This is a genomic window from Olsenella sp. oral taxon 809 str. F0356, from assembly GCF_000233535.1.
Classification (GTDB): domain Bacteria; phylum Actinomycetota; class Coriobacteriia; order Coriobacteriales; family Atopobiaceae; genus Olsenella_I; species Olsenella_I phocaeensis.
The window spans coordinates 2038466-2054116 of sequence record NZ_JH376563.1 but is presented as its reverse complement, the minus strand read 5'-3'; the positions used below and the strand labels follow the sequence as shown (position 1 = coordinate 2054116).

General features: G+C 62.4%; 12 protein-coding genes. All 12 read left to right on the top strand.

All coding sequences use genetic code 11. The features are described from left to right. The first annotated feature begins 68 nt into the window (after window positions 1-68). The 12 genes from HMPREF1008_RS10690 to HMPREF1008_RS09160 all read left to right on the top strand — a co-directional run bounded on the left by HMPREF1008_RS10690 (window position 69) and on the right by HMPREF1008_RS09160 (window position 15649). Window positions 69-443: a helix-turn-helix transcriptional regulator gene (locus tag HMPREF1008_RS10690; protein WP_009279594.1), complete on the top strand. Its 375-nt coding sequence runs from the start codon at window positions 69-71 to the stop codon at window positions 441-443. Window positions 444-728: 285 nt separating this feature from the next. After that, window positions 729-2321 carry an MBOAT family protein gene (locus tag HMPREF1008_RS09210; RefSeq protein WP_009279593.1) on the top strand — a complete coding sequence of 531 codons (1593 nt, stop codon included), beginning with the start codon at window positions 729-731 and terminating at the stop codon, window positions 2319-2321. Between the two features lie 16 nt (window positions 2322-2337). Continuing rightward, window positions 2338-3726, top strand: coding sequence for a hypothetical protein (locus HMPREF1008_RS09205; protein WP_009279592.1), 1389 nt, complete (start codon window positions 2338-2340; stop codon window positions 3724-3726). Window positions 3727-3790: 64 nt separating this feature from the next. Beyond that, on the top strand, window positions 3791-5314 hold the full coding sequence (locus HMPREF1008_RS09200) for an amino acid adenylation domain-containing protein (protein ID WP_009279591.1): 1524 nt from the start codon (window positions 3791-3793) through the stop codon (window positions 5312-5314). Then, on the top strand, window positions 5311-6585 hold the full coding sequence (locus HMPREF1008_RS09195; RefSeq protein WP_009279590.1) for an alanine racemase: 1275 nt from the start codon (window positions 5311-5313) through the stop codon (window positions 6583-6585). The genes HMPREF1008_RS09200 and HMPREF1008_RS09195 overlap by 4 nt, the downstream gene beginning before the upstream one ends. Window positions 6586-6671: 86 nt before the next feature. Next, on the top strand, window positions 6672-6914 hold the full coding sequence (locus tag HMPREF1008_RS09190) for a hypothetical protein (RefSeq protein ID WP_009279589.1): 243 nt from the start codon (window positions 6672-6674) through the stop codon (window positions 6912-6914). A 215-nt stretch (window positions 6915-7129) separates the two neighbouring features. Beyond that, a complete protein-coding gene (pepT, locus tag HMPREF1008_RS09185) occupies window positions 7130-8410 on the top strand; it encodes a peptidase T (protein WP_009279588.1) in 1281 nt (426 codons plus the stop codon). A 255-nt stretch (window positions 8411-8665) separates the two neighbouring features. Beyond that, on the top strand, window positions 8666-9205 hold the full coding sequence (locus tag HMPREF1008_RS09180; RefSeq protein WP_009279587.1) for a hypothetical protein: 540 nt from the start codon (window positions 8666-8668) through the stop codon (window positions 9203-9205). 115 nt (window positions 9206-9320) lie between these two features. After that, window positions 9321-10577, top strand: a complete 1257-nt coding sequence (locus HMPREF1008_RS09175) for an ATP-binding protein (protein WP_009279586.1) — start codon at window positions 9321-9323, stop codon at window positions 10575-10577. A gap of 176 nt (window positions 10578-10753) precedes the next feature. Beyond that, window positions 10754-11659, top strand: coding sequence for a sugar transferase (locus HMPREF1008_RS09170; RefSeq protein WP_009279585.1), 906 nt, complete (start codon window positions 10754-10756; stop codon window positions 11657-11659). A 70-nt stretch (window positions 11660-11729) separates the two neighbouring features. Next, on the top strand, window positions 11730-12803 hold the full coding sequence (locus tag HMPREF1008_RS09165) for an alanine--glyoxylate aminotransferase family protein (RefSeq protein ID WP_198003174.1): 1074 nt from the start codon (window positions 11730-11732) through the stop codon (window positions 12801-12803). Window positions 12804-12865: 62 nt separating this feature from the next. Then, window positions 12866-15649 (top strand): YfhO family protein, encoded by a 2784-nt coding sequence (locus tag HMPREF1008_RS09160; protein ID WP_009279583.1) that lies wholly within the window; start codon window positions 12866-12868, stop codon window positions 15647-15649. The last annotated feature ends 2 nt before the right edge of the window (window positions 15650-15651 follow it).

The following is a 15651-nucleotide window of genomic DNA, read 5'->3' as shown; positions in this document are numbered from 1 at the left end:
ATATTCGGCCGGCGTGTCCTCATAAAGAATGGCCCCATGCAGGCAGGTCGGCGCATGGGAGACGGACGGTGGAACGAAGGCTGAGGCTCAAGGAGCTGAGGGTGAGGTCGGGCAAGAGCCAGGCCGACGTCGCCACGGAGCTCGGCGTCGGGCCGTCGACCTACAACGCCTGGGAGGTGGGTCGCAACAGCCTGAAGTCCCGCTACGTCTGGGACGTCTGCCGGGTCCTCTCGTGCACGCCCAACGAGCTCTTCGGCATCGAGGACGGTGGCGACCCCGCCGGCGGCACCCGTCGCGGCTACCTCGCCGAGGACGGCTACTTCGAGTTCGCCGACCTCTACCAGCGCACGCCTCCCAACATCCGCGAGGCGGTTCACACGATCATGGAGGGGAGCGCGAAGGCCAGGAGGCCACGCGCCCGCCACCGGAAGCGCAATGCGTAGTCCTCATCTCCCCGTCCAAGGGCCGGACATCCCGCACGCCCCTTCGTGGCGCGCGCCCTGGCAGGTCCTCCCCGTCCTAGGATCAGACGCAATCGACCCTCCTCGTTCAGCCCGCATATGGGGATTTTGGCGATTTCGATGGTTTCGCGCCGTAGGCGCTGCCATTCGCCCGATCGCCTGTCACAGTTGGAGTGCTGAAACGTTTTTATCTTGAGCGCGGGCAGCCGAGCACCTCGGATGCCCCGTCAGACGACGCGGGGCAAGAAAGGAAGGTGAGGTGCCCGCTTGGAGCTCTATTCCCTCAACTTCGTCCTCTTCCTCGCCGCCCTCGCCGTCACCTACTTTGGCGTGGGCCGCATCCTCGGCCGGGGACAGTGGGTCGTGCTCCTTGCCGGCAGCCTCTGCTTCTACTGCCTCATGGGCGGCCTTCCCACGCTCTGGCTCGTCATTGCCACGGCGGCCGTCACCTGGGCGGCTGGCCTCGCCCTGGCCCGGCTTGACGCCGAATGCCGCGACCGTCGCAAGGCCGCCCCCGACCGGGCGGCGAAGAAGGAGATCAAGGCTCGCTTCGCTCGGCTGCGTCGCGTCGTGCTCCTGGCGGCCCTCGCCTGCTGCCTGGGGGCGCTGGGCTACCTCAAGTACTGGAACGTCATCCTCTGGCAGGCGGGCGCGGCCCCCTCGCCCTCGAGCCTGGGGCTGGTGCTTCCCCTGGGCATCTCCTTCTACACCTTTCAGGCCGTGGGCTACCTGCTCGACTGCTACAACGGCAGGGTGGAGGCGGAGCGCAGCCTCCCGCGCTACCTGCTCTTCGTCTCGTACTTTCCCCAGCTCATCCAGGGTCCCATCAACCGTTGGGCAGATCTCGCCCCCCAGCTCCTGGGTCGCAACCGCGCCGACTGGGACCGCGCGCGTCGGGCGCTCCTCCTCTTCCTCTTCGGCGCCATGAAGAAGTACGCCGTTGCCAACGTCCTCTCTGGCAGGATTGACGCCATCTTCTCGTCCGTAGACGCGGGCATGCCCGGGTCGGTCGTCGTCCTCGGGATCCTGCTCTACTCCGCCCAGCAGTACGCCGACTTCTCCGGCGGCATCGACATGGTGCTCGCCGCCTCGGAGCTCCTGGGCGTACGGATGGCCCCCAACTTCAAGCGCCCCTACTTCGCCGTCTCGCTCGCCGACTTCTGGAGGCGCTGGCACGTCTCGCTCGGCGCGTGGATGCGCGATTACGTCTTCTATCCCTTCGCCCTCACTCGTCCCATGAAGGCCCTCGGCCGCTGGTCGGGAGAGAGGCTGGGACGCCACCTCGGGCGGACGCTGCCGGCTTGCTGCGCCAACGTGCTGGTCTTCCTCATCGTGGGTGTCTGGCACGGCGCGGAGGTCCATTACGTGGCCTGGGGCCTCTACAACGGCCTGGTCATCGCTGCGGCGGACCTGTTCTCGCCGGCCTTCGCCCGCATGCGCACGACGCTCGGCGCCGACTCCCACCCCCGTCTCTGGCGCGTCTGGGCGACCCTGCGCACCTTCCTGGTGGTCAACCTGGGCTGGTACTTCGACCGCATCTACGACTTCGGCAACTCCCTCACCTGCTTGAGGGCAACCTTCCTCAACTTCGCGCCGCAGCTGATGAAGCCCACCCTGGCCGAACTCTTCGGGCCCAAGGCGGCGGGGCCGCTTGGTGTCAGCTACATCGCGATCATAGGCTGCGTGGCCATCTTCGCGGTGAGCCTCGTCGAGGAGCGTGGGCATGACGTGCGCGAGCTAGTGCTCTCGCGCGGCCTCTTGGTCAGGACCTGCGCCTATGTGGCCCTGCTCTTCCTCATCGCGTCCTCGTACGCGTTCTCGATCGGCGGCGCGGGAGGGTTCATGTATGCGAACTTCTAGCGGGAGGGAGGTGCCCATGGACACGGACGTCGTCCCCGGTCGCCGTCGCACCTGGGCTCGCCGAGCGCTCGGCACCCTGGTGACCCTGGCCCTTCTCGCCCTCGCCAACGTCCTTGCCACGCTGCTCCTCGACCCCTATGGCAGCCTGAGCTCCGTTCGCTGGTCGGAGTACCGCTCCATGGCAGGCCAGGACATAGACACCATCGTCGTGGGCTCCTCGGTGTCTGAGCGCTCCCTCGACCTCCAGGTGCTCGACGGCACCCTCGGCGCCAGCTCCTTCAGCCTCTCCTCGTCGGCGCAGTCGCTCGAGGACTCCTACATAGGCATAGAGCAGGCCATCCGCGACCATCACGTGAAGCGGGCGATTCTGGGCGTGGACTACGCGAGCTTCTCCGAGGGCTCCTACCCCAACGCCCGCATGGCCTACCTCCTGGCCCGCTGCGAGGGACAGCCGCTGGGATATCGCGCCCGCGCCCTGTGGGGGCTCATGAGCAGCCACGAGTTCGCGGGGACCAGCCAGTCGCTCAACTTCCTCTTCCCCTGGACCTTCAACCGCGTGGGCATGGGCCCGCGCGCCGTGAGCCAGAACCTGCGCCAGCGCCTGGGCGGCACCACGCAGCTTGAGGCGGTCAAGCAGCGCGACCCCAACTGGCACTACCAGGGCAAGGGCTATGGCAACTACGACTTCGTGATCGACTACACCAACGCGAAGGAGCTGCTCTTCTCGTCCCAGTACGGCAGGAAGCCCTTCCGCGACGACACCCTCGACGCGCTGCGCCGCATCTGCGACCTCTGCCGCAGCAACGGGGTCGAGCTGACGGTGGTCGTCGCCCCATGCCCCACCTTCAACGTGCTCTGCTATGGCGACTACTACCCCCAGCAGATGCCGCGCGCCCAAAAGGTAGTGACGGACGCGGGCTTCCGCTTCCTCGACTTCAACCTCGCCCGGGGCTCGGCATACGTGGCCGACGAGTCGGACTTCCTGGACGGCGAGCACCTCAATGCCAACGGCGCCGCGCGCTTCACCAAGGCCTTTGGCGAGCTCCTCGCGCGCGTTGAGACGGGCCAGGACGTGACGTCCGACTTCTACTCGTATGACGGTTGGGACGAGTACCTCGGCTCCATAGACAGGCTGTCTGCGGTGACCCTCGACGAGGAGCCCGGCGACGGTGTGGTTCGCGTCACGGCGACACCCTACGCTGGCCTGGGCCGTAAGGTCGAGTACCAGTACTACGTGGGCGAGAGGGGCTCCAACGACACCGCGCTGGTCCGTGACTGGAGCGAGGACCCCACCTTCGACCTGCCCGTCACGGGCCACGGGGAGAAGGTCGTCTACGTGCGCGCCCGTCTCGTGGGCTCCACGGCGGAGTTCGACCGTCGCTCCAACATCCTGGTCACGTACTAGTCGCGCCGTCCTGGCACGTCCGCGAGGCGGACGGCACCCGAGACGGCGCGGGAAAGGCAGGAACATGAGAAACGTGCTCGAATGGCTCGAAGGCCAGGCATCGCTCAGGCCTGACAAGCTGGCCGTGGTCGACCCCGACTCCCAGCTGAGCTACGCCGAGCTACTCGACCGCTCCCGTCGGGCGGGGAGCTGGCTCGTCGCACAGGGCATGGCTCCGCGCCAGGCCCTCGCCCTCTACCTCGAGAAGAGCACGGACGCCCTCTGCTGCATGCTGGGCGGCGTGTATGCCGGGGGTTTCTACTCCGTGCTCGACGTGCGTCAGCCCGACGGGCGCATCCAGGCGATCTGCCGGGCCCTGGAACCCGCCCTGGTCCTCACCGACCGCGCCAACGAGGAGGCCGCGCGCCGTGCCCTCGAGGGGACGGGCACGAGGGTCGCCCTCGTCGACGAGGCACTCGCCTTCCCGCGGGCGGACGCCGACGCGCTCGCCTCGGTGCGCGCGTCGGCAATCGACGTCGACCCCCTCTACGTCAACTTCACCAGCGGCAGCACGGGCACGCCCAAGGGCGTCGTGGTGTCCCACCGCTCGGTCATCGACTTCATCCCGACCTTCACCCAGATCTTCGGGATTGACGCGGAGGACGTCCTGGGCAACCAGGCGCCCTTCGACTTCGACGTCTCGGTCAAGGACATCTACTCGAGCCTCTGCCGCGGGGCGATCCTGCGCATCATCCCGCGGCCCTACTTCTCCAACCCCACGACCCTCATGGACTACCTGGCGGACGGCCAGGTGACCACCCTGGTGTGGGCCGTGAGCGCCCTCTGCTTCGTCTCGATCATGCACGGCTTCGACTACCGCGTCCCCCGGACGGTGCGGCGCGTCCTCTTCTCCGGCGAGGTCATGCCCCCCAAGCAGCTGCGCGTCTGGCGGAGCTTCCTTCCCGGCGCCCGCTTCGTGAACCTCTATGGCCCGACCGAGATCACCTGCAACTGCACCTACTTCGAGGTCGAGCGCGACTACCAGGACGACGAGGTCATCCCCATGGGACGCGCCTTTCCCAACGAGCGCGTCTTCCTGCTGGACGAGGACGGGGGAGAGGTCACGTCCCCCGGCGTCGAGGGCGAGGTCTGCGTGGGCGGTACTGCCCTGGGCCTGGGATACCTGGGCGACGGGGAGAAGACCGCCGCCGCCTTCGTCCAGAGCCCCCTCAACCGCCGCTGGCTCGAGCCCGTGTACCGCACGGGCGACCTCGCCTGCTACGACGAGCGGGGCGACCTGGTCTACGCCTCGCGCAAGGACCACCAGATCAAGCACCTGGGACAGCGCATCGAGCTGGGAGACATCGAGGCCGCGGCGCAGGCCGTGGAGGGCGTGGAGCGCGCCTGCTGCGTCTATGACGCGCGCCGCAAGCGCATCCGCCTCTTCTACCTGGGCGCCCCCACGGAGGACGAGCTCCTCGACGCGCTGGGAAAGAGGCTGCCCCCCTACATGGTCCCGCGACAGGTCCGCCGCCTGGACCAGATGCCCCTCACCAAGAACGGCAAGATAGACCGCGCCGAGCTGGCGCAGATGGGAGCGCGCCGATGAGCCGGCAGTACAGCAAGCTCGCCCCCGAGGGGGGCTTCGCCACGGGAGACGAGCTCCTCTCGCTCGCCAGGGACTTCGGCACCCCGAGCTTCGTCTTCGAGCTGGGCCCCTTCCGCCGGCGCCTGCGCGAGGTGGGGGAGGCCTTCGGGCCCGAGGTGGGACTCTGCTACTCCATCAAGGCCAACCCCTTCCTCGCCCGAGCTGCGGCGGAGGAGGGCCTCAAGCTCGAGGTCTGCAGCCCCGGCGAGCTCAGCATCTGCGAGTCCCTGGGCATCGACCCCCAGGCGATCGTGTACTCCGGCGTGTGCAAGCGAGAGGACGACGTGAGGGAGGCGCTCGCGTACGGCGTGGGCGTCTTCACGGCGGAGTCCCGCCTCCAGTTTGAGCTGGTCGAGCGCTGCGCCATGGAGGCGGGGAAGGTCGTCCCGGTGCTGCTCAGGCTCAACGGGGGCAGCCAGTTTGGCATGTCGCTCGAGGACCTGACCTCCATCGTGGACGAGCGCCAGAACTTCCCCGCGGCGGAGCTTGTGGGCATCCACTACTTCGTGGGCACCCAGCGCCGCAAGCTCAAGCACCAGGCACGCGAGCTGCAGAGGCTCGAGGATCTGCTCGACGAACTCGAACGCGGCCACGGCTGGCGCCCCCGACGCCTCGAGTACGGGCCCGGCCTGGCCGTGCCCCTCTTCGAGGGCGAGGACTTCCAGGACACGCTTGCCCCCGCCCGCCAGATCGCCCAGGACCTGCGAAGGGTCGCCGGCAAGGTCGAGCTCACGGTGGAGATGGGGCGCTTCTTCGCCACCGAGTGCGGCAGCTACCTCACGGGCATCGTGGACCTCAAGTCCAACGAGGGCACCCACTACGCCTTCGTGGACGGCGGCATGAACCACGTCACCTACCTGGGGCAGATGATGGGCATGAAGCTGCCCGTGATCCAGGACCTCAGTGCTGCCGGGCGCGGAGGCGCAGTGGTGCCCGGGGGCCCCGCCCCGCTTGGCCCCGCGACGTCCGGCGCGCGCGAGTGGAGCCTCTGCGGCAGCCTCTGCACCACCGCCGACGTGCTCGTGCGCAGCCTCCCTATGGACGACCTGCGCATGGGGGACGTCCTGGCCCTGAGGAACCTCGGCGCCTACTCCGTCACCGAGGGCATCCACCTCTTCCTGAGCCGGACGATGCCGCGCGTCCTGCTCGTGGAGGAGGACGGCAGCGTGACACTTGCGCGCGACTGGGTCCAGACGAGCGTCCTCAACACGCCTTCCACATCGCACGCCTAGACTCTTCCCGGCTTCGCGCCGTCCCGCGCGGCAGCCAGGCCCGTGACCATATGCAAACCGCCAGAACGACCCAGATGGGAGACAGCATGGACATCGACCTCGACGCCATGATCGACCTGCTCAACGACGTGAAGGAGGGCGTGGACTACACCAACTGCACCACCCTCATCGACGAGCGCATCCTCGACTCCTTCGACATCCTCTCCATCGTGAGCGCCATCGACGACGAGTTCGACGTCGCCGTGCCCGCAAAGGAGATCGTCCCCGCCAACTTCAACAGCGCCCAGTCCCTGCTGGCCATGGTCCAGCGTCTGGCCGACGAGGACTAGCTCGTCGCTTCGGGCCTTGACGGGCGCTTCCGTGCGCGAAAACTGCGCACGGAAGCGCCCAATTGTGAAGAAGTCTGGCGTTTGGCCAGGATTGCGGAGGCCTCCACAAAACCAATGCGCAGTTTTTCGGCCGCATCAAAAGTGGTGGCCCAAATTCGCAGCGCAGGGCACACGGGCTCCGCTCCGTGCGGCGACGCCGAGAAGGGGAGAGGAAGATGGCAGACGAAGGGCAGGCGGCGCACGACGCCGAGCTTCCGGACGTGGTCGATCGCTTCATGCGCTACGTGCAGATAGACTCCGAGTCCGACCCGCTGAACGACGGGGAGGTGCCCTCCACGCCGCTCCAGCACGAGATGGCGCGCTACATGGGGGAGGAGCTGCGCAGCCTGGGCGTCCAGGACGTGGTCGTGGACGGGCACGCCTACGTGACGGGCAGCGTGCCCGCCTCCGTCGGCGCCGAGGGGCTTCCCGCGCTGGGGCTCTGCGCGCACATCGACTCGGTGAGCGACGTGCCTGCCAAGGGGGTCCGTCCCCACGTCGTGCGTTACGAGGGGGGCGACCTGGTCTCCGGCGTGGTGGACGGCAAGCCCGTCGCCACGACCCAGGAGCAGTTCCCCGACCTCAAGGGCCTTGTGGGCGAGGACATCGTCTGCAGCGACGGGCGCACGCTCCTCGCGGCCGACGACAAGGCGGGTGTGGCCGAGATCTGCTCGCTCCTGCACCGCATCCAGCAGGACCCCGACATCCCGCACCCAGCGCTCAAGATAGCCTTCGTCCCCGACGAGGAGATAGGCCATGGCGCGCGGCTGCTCGACCTCGAGAAGTTCGGGGCGAAGTGGTGCTACACCGTGGACGGCGAGGCCCTGGGCGAGTTCAGCTACGAGACCTTCAACGCCATGGAGGCGACGGTGACCGTCCACGGCGTCATGGTGCACCCGGCCGTGGCCAAGGACATCATGGTCAACGCCATTACCGTGGCGAGCGAGTTCCAGCAGATGGTGCCTGCCTTCGAGCGCCCCGAGCACACCGAGGGTCGCGAGGGCTTCTACCACCCCATTCGCATCGAGGGCACGGCGAGCGACGTCCGGCTGACCTACATCATCCGCGACCACGACTCCGGGCGCTTCTTCGCGCGCGAGGAGACCCTGCGCAAGATCGCGGCCTTCCTGAACGACCGCTACGGCGCCGACACGGTGAGCGTGGACTCCCGCATCCAGTACCGCAACATGGGCGAGCACCTGACGGGCATGGACTTCCTGGTCACCAACGTGCTCGAGGCGCAGGAGGAGCTGGGCATCCCCACCAAGGTCATCGCCATGCGCGGGGGCACCGACGGGAGCCAGCTCACCCTGCGCGGCCTGCCCTGTCCCAACCTGGCCACGGGTGGCTACAGCGCCCACTCCGTGAGGGAGTTCATCCCCGTGAGGAACATGGTGCTCACGGTCGACCTGCTCCAGCGCCTGGTGGGCAAGTTCGCCGTGCCCCAGCAGGCGTAGGGGGGAGGGGACGGGGGAGAGGCCCCGCCATCCCGCGTCGAACCCTACCCTGGGCCCTGCCGCCCGCAGGCGAATCCCTACCTCTGGGCTGGGGATTGAGCCGCATACAGAAGAACGCCGCCCGCACGCCAAGCGCCCGTGGGCGGCGTTCGCCTTACCCCCTAAGGTAGTGGCTGAGAGAGTCATGCACGTTGGTGGGAAGTTCGAGGATGGGGGAGGTTCCATGCGCGGCAGGCACGGAGGGGCGATTCGCCCATGACCCTGCAGATGCTTGCCGGCCTCACTGCCGCCGTGCCCGTGGTCGCCACCGCCATCGAGCTGGTGGGGAATCCGGGACTCTCCGAGCGCCACCACAGCCACCACGACACCTACATCGTGTCGGGCCAATTCTCGCGCATGCTGGTCATGGCCATGGTCTTCATGGGTGCCTTGGGCCTCATGCTGGGCTGGCTCTGCGCGCTGGGCGCCTTCAAGGCGGACACGACCGTGGTCTTCGCCTTCTTCCTGGCCTTCCTCCTGGTCACCTTCTCCTTCTGGCTTGCGATCAAGCACTACCGCGTGGTCACCTACGTGGACCGCATGCGCATCACACCCTTCGTGGGCCTCACGCGCACCGTGCGCTATCGCGACATCGCGCGGATCGAGTGGGCGAGGCCCAACGCCCTCGTGGGCTACCAGAGCGTGCGTGTCTTCGAGCGGGGCAAGAGAGGCTCCATCACCATCTGGGGGTCACTCGACGTGGACCAGATCCTGCTGCGCATCAACCGCTTCGACGCTCTGGACTCGGGGCTGTAGCGGCGGTTGCTCCTGGGCCTCTTTTCGGTCGAAGCGCGATGGCAAAATCAACAGCAAAATTTTGCTGTTGATTTTGCTGTTGATTTTCGGCTGCAATCTTGATTTGGAGAGTCTCATGAGGGAAACGAAGACGCTTGAATTCAGAGAGGAGATTTCAAACAGCTTTCTCAAAACTGCGTCCGCCTTTGCGAACTATGAGGGCGGGTCAATCCTGTTTGGCGTGGACGACGCGGCGCGGGTTGTGGGGCTTGGCAACGTACGGGCAGCCTGCCTTGACATCGAAAACAAGGTCAATGATTCTATTTCTTCCCGCCCCGACTATGAGCTTCTGCCCAACACGAAAGACTCCACTGTCGAGCTCGTGGTTCGTCCGGGGAGGTCAAAGCCGTATCTCTATCGCGCCAAGGCATACCGACGTAGCGATAGCTCGACCGTCGAGGTGGATCCCATCGAGTTCAGGAGGCTCGTGCTCGAGGGGAGTAACCTTTCGTACGAGCGGCTGAGCTCAAGAAGCCAGCAGTTTACCTTCGAGACACTCGGCTCGGCGCTGAAATCCACGGTTGGCATCAAGAATTTCGACACGGACACCCTCAGGACGCTCGAGCTCTACTCGGACGAAGATGGCTACAACAATGCCGCTTCCCTGTTGGCAGACAAGAACGATTTGCCCGGCTTTGACATGGCTCAGTTTGGAGAGAGCATCAGCGTAATTCTGCGTCGGGAGACGAGTGCCGGGAAGTCCGTGTTGCTCGAATACGAAGATGCAGTCCGCATGTACAGGGATTGCTACTGCTACGAGCGGATTTCTGGGTTCGAGCGAACCAAGATCGAGCGCATACCCTCCGAGGCGTTTAGGGAGGCAATCGCGAACGCATTGGTTCATAGGACCTGGGATGTGCCTGCCCACGCGCGCATCGCAATGTATCCCGACCGGGTGGAGGTGTCATCCCCTGGCGGCCTGCCAACGGGCATCTCGGAGGAGGAGTACCTTGCTGGCATGGTTTCGATCAGGCGAAACCCCGTTCTTGCCAACGTGTTCTACCGGTTGGGCCTCATAGAGGCATTTGGAACGGGGGTTCAGCGTATCCGGGACGCATATGCCAGCAGCAAGACAACGCCGCGTTTCTTGGTGATGGAGAACACCATCACCGTGATCCTTCCGGTGACAGTTGCCGACCTTGGGCTCACCGACGATCAACGGCTCGTGTATGGGCTGTTGAGCCCTACCGTTCCTCGGTCTTCGGGAGAGCTGCTGGGTATGGTCGACTTCGGAAGGTCAAAGCTATCGCGCATCCTCAAGGAGCTCATTGAGCTTGGGCAGGTCTTTACGGTTGGGGCCGGCAGGGGGCTCAAATATAAAAGGGGCAATTGAGACCGTGCTTCTTGTGAGTTTGAGTCGCAAGCCCCTGGTTGATGGGTAATTTGCACGCTTGTGTCCAGGAACGGTGGGCTCGGGTTCCCTGTACTAGAATGTCTTAAGCGTTCCTGTATCCACGGATTCGAACTTTAGCTACGCGGGCGACGGCCCGCTTCCAGGAGTTTTTAGCTATGGAAAGACCCAAAGACGATCGACGCGGCCACTCGGGCGGCGCCAAGAGCCACCGCAGACACCTGGCCATGTATGGGGTTGCGGGTGGTCTAGGCGCTGCCATCCTCGCCGTTGGTGCGGTGGGGGAGGCCGTCGCGATGGTGCGCGACGCGCGACTCAAGCCCAAGCAGGAGGCCCTGGCTCCTGTCACGCGCGAGAGGGCCCAAGCGGTCGTTTCCGAGGCCACCTATGGCACGGGCATCGTGATCGAGGAGGAGCAGATTCCCCCCGTTCCCGGCTCGCGCGACACAAAGGCATATCACATTGCCAAGCGGGTCTTCGACGTGGCGTTCTCGAGCGTAGCGGTGGTCGTGGGCTTCGTTCCCACCGCCGCCATCTGCCTTCTTGTGGCGTTGGACAGCAAGGGGAGCCCCATCTACGCCCAGCGGCGTGTGGGGCGCTATGGCATACCTGTGGACATCCTCAAGATCCGCACCATGGTGGCTGATGCGGACGACGTGGAAAAGCACCTCAATCCCGAGCAGCTGCAGCAGTGGCTGTCCGAGCACAAGGTGGATGACGACCCGCGCGTGACCAAGGTCGGCAAGTTCCTGCGCAAGACCTCGTTGGACGAGGTGCCCCAGTTCCTCAACGTCCTCTCTGGCTCCATGAGCGTGGTCGGCCCGCGCCCTGTCGAGCCGGACGAGCTGGTGGCCTACGGTCAGAGCGTGGCGGAGTTCCTCAGCGTCACCCCCGGCATCACGGGCTGGTGGCAGGTCAAGGCAAGAAACGATGCCACCTACGAGGACGGCTCGCGTCAGAGGCTGGAGCTCGAGTACATCCGCGACCGCAGCCTTGGGAGGGACCTCCTCTGCATCCTTGGCACCTTCCATGCCATGTTTGGCTCAACAGGTTCTGGCAGATGACTCTCGTGGTGTAGCTCGCCTTGAGGGAGCTTGTTGACTGTCTGTACGAATTTTCGAAAGAGAGAACATCTTGATTAACTTCGCCGTCGGTCCGGTCCAATCAAACGACGACGTGCGTGAGTTAGGTGCTCACGACGTCCCTTACTTTAGAACGCCAGAATTCTCGAGGTTGATGTTAGAGAACGAGAGCGATTTCCTACACCTAGTGGGTGCGCCAGAAGGATCAAGGGCGGTCTTTGTCAGTGGTTCTGGAACTGCTGCGATGGAGGCCACGATCGCTGGGGCCTTTGATGGCTCTGATCGAGTCCTGGTGGTCGATGGTGGTAGTTTCGGACACAGGTTCGTTGAGCTGTGCGAGCTCCATGGTATTGCTTACGAGGCGATAGCGCTAAAGCGCGGTGACACCCTTGAGGCATCCGACCTCGCTCCCTACGAAGGCTCTGGTTTCTCGGCCCTTCTCGTGAACATACACGAGACGTCAACGGGCATTCTCTACGACAAGGATCTCGTCGGAGATTTTTGTAAAAGAAATGGCCTACTTCTTGTAGTTGATGCGATTAGCTCATTTCTGGCAGATACCTTCGATATGTCTGCAATTGGAGCAGATTTTGTTATCGTTGGCTCGCAAAAAGGGCTTGCATGTCCTCCAGGAGTCTCCATTGTTGCTCTATCTGCACGCGGCTTGGAGAAGGTCGCACAGGTCAAGCCGACTTGCATGTATCTTGACTTGCATTTACTGCTGAGAGATGGCGAGAGGGGGCAAACGCCCTTCACTCCGGCAGTCGGCACGCTCATTCAGGTTCATTCCCGGCTCCATCAGATACGTGAGCGAGGGATAGATACCGAGATAAGTAAGGTTGCAACTTTGGCAGGTGATTTCAGGCGAAGGGCCAAGGGCCTGCCCTTTTCCATGCGACTCAAGTCTCCCTCGAATGCCGTGACCTATGTCGAGACTCTCTCCCCCTGCGCTCTAGAGGTACTTCATACGCTGAAGGACGAATATGGGATCTGGCTCTGCCCTAATGGGGGGGAAGAATCGTCCTCATCATTTAGGGTCGGGCATTTGGGTGAGCTGTCCGTTGCGGACAATACGCTGCTCATTGCAGCGCTATACGATCTTTCGAGGCGTGAAATCCTCTTGTAGGGCTGACTCTGTCTGGAATTAGAGCACGTGTCAGTAGCACAGGCCGGGAGCATTGGAGACTCATGGACGTATGGTATCGGGGGAAGAGGCGTTACTTGCTCCTGTGGTCCCTTATTACAGTGACCTTCCTGGTTCTCTATGGAAAATTCGTCTTCGCCGCGAATATTTACGCCTATACGGACATAGGCGCTGACACGGTGAATGCATATCTGCCGAACATCATCTATGACCTGAGGAAAATTGCCGCTTTTGATTTTAACACCTATGATTTGACTAGGGGATTAGGTGATTTCTCGGGAACTCCTCTTATAAAATATCTGCATCCTCTTAACCTTCCTCTCCTCATATTCGGAGAGAAGAACATCAAGTGGGGCCTTATCGTCAGCACCTACCTGAGATACCTGTGGATGGCAATCTTTGCTGATTTGTATTTTCGGAGGGTGCTAACAGACGGGCTTGCAAGCATCTCCGCAGCCATGCTGTGGTGCTTCAATGGCTTCGCCGTACTCTGGGGACAGCATTACTCGTTCCTTCTCACGATGGCTTCGTTCACCACTGCGCTCTACGGATTCCAGCTCTTCCTTGAGAGAGACCGCCTCGCTCCGCTTGTGGTGCCTGCAGTGGCTTGCCTAGCTTGGGCAAGCTATCCTGTGCTTTATGTTGCCAGCATATTTTTTGCACTCTATGGGGTTATCTACCTGAGAATCCATGAGAAACCTTGGCACGAAGTGCTAAGCAGGGCGCTTCTTTTCATAGGTGTCGTCATCGCCGCTCTCGGAATGGCGTCGGAGTATATCATCCCAAACATTTCAAAGCTTATGGGGAGTACGAGAGCGAGCGTTGTAGGCTCTCAGGTGGTTCCTCCCTATTACTCCATAAAGTACATCGGCTGCTTCATAGGTCGGTTTCTTTCGAGCGATTTGCTGGGCATAGGTGGGAAGTATTCCGGCGCGGGCAACTATTATGAGATTGCGATATTGAGCGTAAGCGTCCTGTCGATTTTTTCGTTCGTCGAATTGACTCGCAGCAGGTATAAGAAGCGATTCCTTCTGATTTTCGCGCTGTGCCTCATTGCGCTGGGCTGCCCGGTAGTTTCCCAGATGCTTTCTTTCAGGGCCTTGACGCAACGGTGGACGTTCATACTGTGCTTTTTGCAGGTGCTCATGATTGGTGAGGCAATTTGCTTGATTCGGGAGGAGGTCGCAGGTCAGAATTCGCCTGCGCGCCTTTTGACGACGGTCAAGTATTCTGCGGTACTGTTCCTGATGCTTGTCTGCATCACATACGTCATTGGCAAGGTTTCGGGGTATCGCGTCAGCAGGAATACCTTGACCAAGTTGGTCATCGTCTTTACCTCCTATGCTGCGTTCCTCATGCTCTATGCGAGGATTCTGAATCGCAGGGCAACTGAGGAGGAGCATGCCTACAAACGACTGCTTCCGCTTGTGCAGCCATTGTTTCTTGTCCTGCTCATCTTCGATGTCTGTGCTAGTAACTACTTCACCATCAATCTGAGGAGCTATGTTTCCATCGACGCATGGAATAACGACCTGTACTCCGACGGCACGTCCTTGGTTGCGCTGTCTTTGCGCCAAAAAGATGGTGGCACATATAGAGTGAACAAGACGTACGATTCGCAGAGCTTCAACGATCAGCTCGTACAAGATTACCCTGGCGTTGGGTCATATAGTTCTACGAATTCCGCCGAACTAGTTGGGGCATATTCCAATTTTGGTACCGTGCGGAACAATACGTCAACCACTACTGGAAGTAATTGGATACGCTTTCCGCATCGTAGCATCCTCAGCGATCGTTTTCTGGGCGTGAAGTATGTGATCACGCAGGATGACGACAACATGGACCCACGCTTCTATGACCTGGTAGGAATGCGGGGGGACAAGATGCTCTACCGTTGTTCCAACTTCCAAGGCTTCGGATATCTGGCAACGCATGCAGTGACAAAAGACCAGCTATCTCGGATGTCCCCGAATGAGAGGAAGCTTGCCCTGACGTCCGGTTATTACTTGACGGACGGCGATTCTGACTCCCTTGGCGCTACAGGGCCCTCTATGGACACGGTGTCTGACTCGATACGCAAACTGAATTTGCTCGACCGCACCGTCGACAATAGGGGGAACATCTATAAGGTTGATGGTGTCGTTCCGCTCAAGGGCGGGAAGCATTCTCCACTTTGCTTTGATTTGGGCGAAGATCCAGGGGCAGAGTTCGGGAGGATGACCATCTTTCTCAATAGCCGGAAGGCGTCTGCGCTACGAGTGTACGCAACTGACGACTTGGGGAATCCTGATGCTGCAAGGTCGACGAGTTTCTCCATTCACGATGGCGTGGGAGAATATGCCATCGATCTAACTGATCTAGGCCCGAGTCGATACATCGTCCTCTCTGCTTCCGATGGCGTCGAAGCCGACGTATATAGCATTGACCTGGAGAGCATCTCTGCCGAGACGGTTGAATCCGTCTTTGCGAGGCAGGGGAGCCTGGGGGATATTGAAATCACGCAGCATGGAGCTGTTTTTCAGGGAACCGTCTCGAACGACTCGGAAGGCGACGCCATGCTCTGCCTGCCTTTACTCTATGGTAGTAAATGGCAGTTGAAGCTTGATGGGCTTACGACACCCGTTGTTGATGTCGACGGCGGCATGGTCGGCATCAGACTTAGCCCCGGCATGCATAACCTATCGCTCGAGTATGTTGATAGGGAGCAGCAACTTGGCGTGGTTATTTCGGCTGTAACTACGCTCGCCTATGCGATTTGTATTTTAGCGAGAGGCCGTCTGCGGACGAGAGGGGGACGTGCAGAAGAGAATTCGCTTCCTTCTGCATAATC

Excerpts from the sequence above, each read along its gene's own strand:
- HMPREF1008_RS09205 (WP_009279592.1), top strand. The coding sequence starts at position 2,338 with ATGGACACGGACGTCGTCCCCGGTCGCCGTCGCACCTGGGCTCGCCGA.
- HMPREF1008_RS09200 (WP_009279591.1), top strand. The coding sequence starts at position 3,791 with ATGAGAAACGTGCTCGAATGGCTCGAAGGCCAGGCATCGCTCAGGCCT.
- HMPREF1008_RS09195 (WP_009279590.1), top strand. The coding sequence starts at position 5,311 with ATGAGCCGGCAGTACAGCAAGCTCGCCCCCGAGGGGGGCTTCGCCACG.
- HMPREF1008_RS09190 (WP_009279589.1), top strand. The coding sequence starts at position 6,672 with ATGGACATCGACCTCGACGCCATGATCGACCTGCTCAACGACGTGAAG.
- pepT (WP_009279588.1), top strand. The coding sequence starts at position 7,130 with ATGGCAGACGAAGGGCAGGCGGCGCACGACGCCGAGCTTCCGGACGTG.
- HMPREF1008_RS09180 (WP_009279587.1), top strand. The coding sequence starts at position 8,666 with ATGACCCTGCAGATGCTTGCCGGCCTCACTGCCGCCGTGCCCGTGGTC.
- HMPREF1008_RS09175 (WP_009279586.1), top strand. The coding sequence starts at position 9,321 with ATGAGGGAAACGAAGACGCTTGAATTCAGAGAGGAGATTTCAAACAGC.
- HMPREF1008_RS09170 (WP_009279585.1), top strand. The coding sequence starts at position 10,754 with ATGGAAAGACCCAAAGACGATCGACGCGGCCACTCGGGCGGCGCCAAG.
- HMPREF1008_RS09160 (WP_009279583.1), top strand. The coding sequence starts at position 12,866 with ATGGACGTATGGTATCGGGGGAAGAGGCGTTACTTGCTCCTGTGGTCC.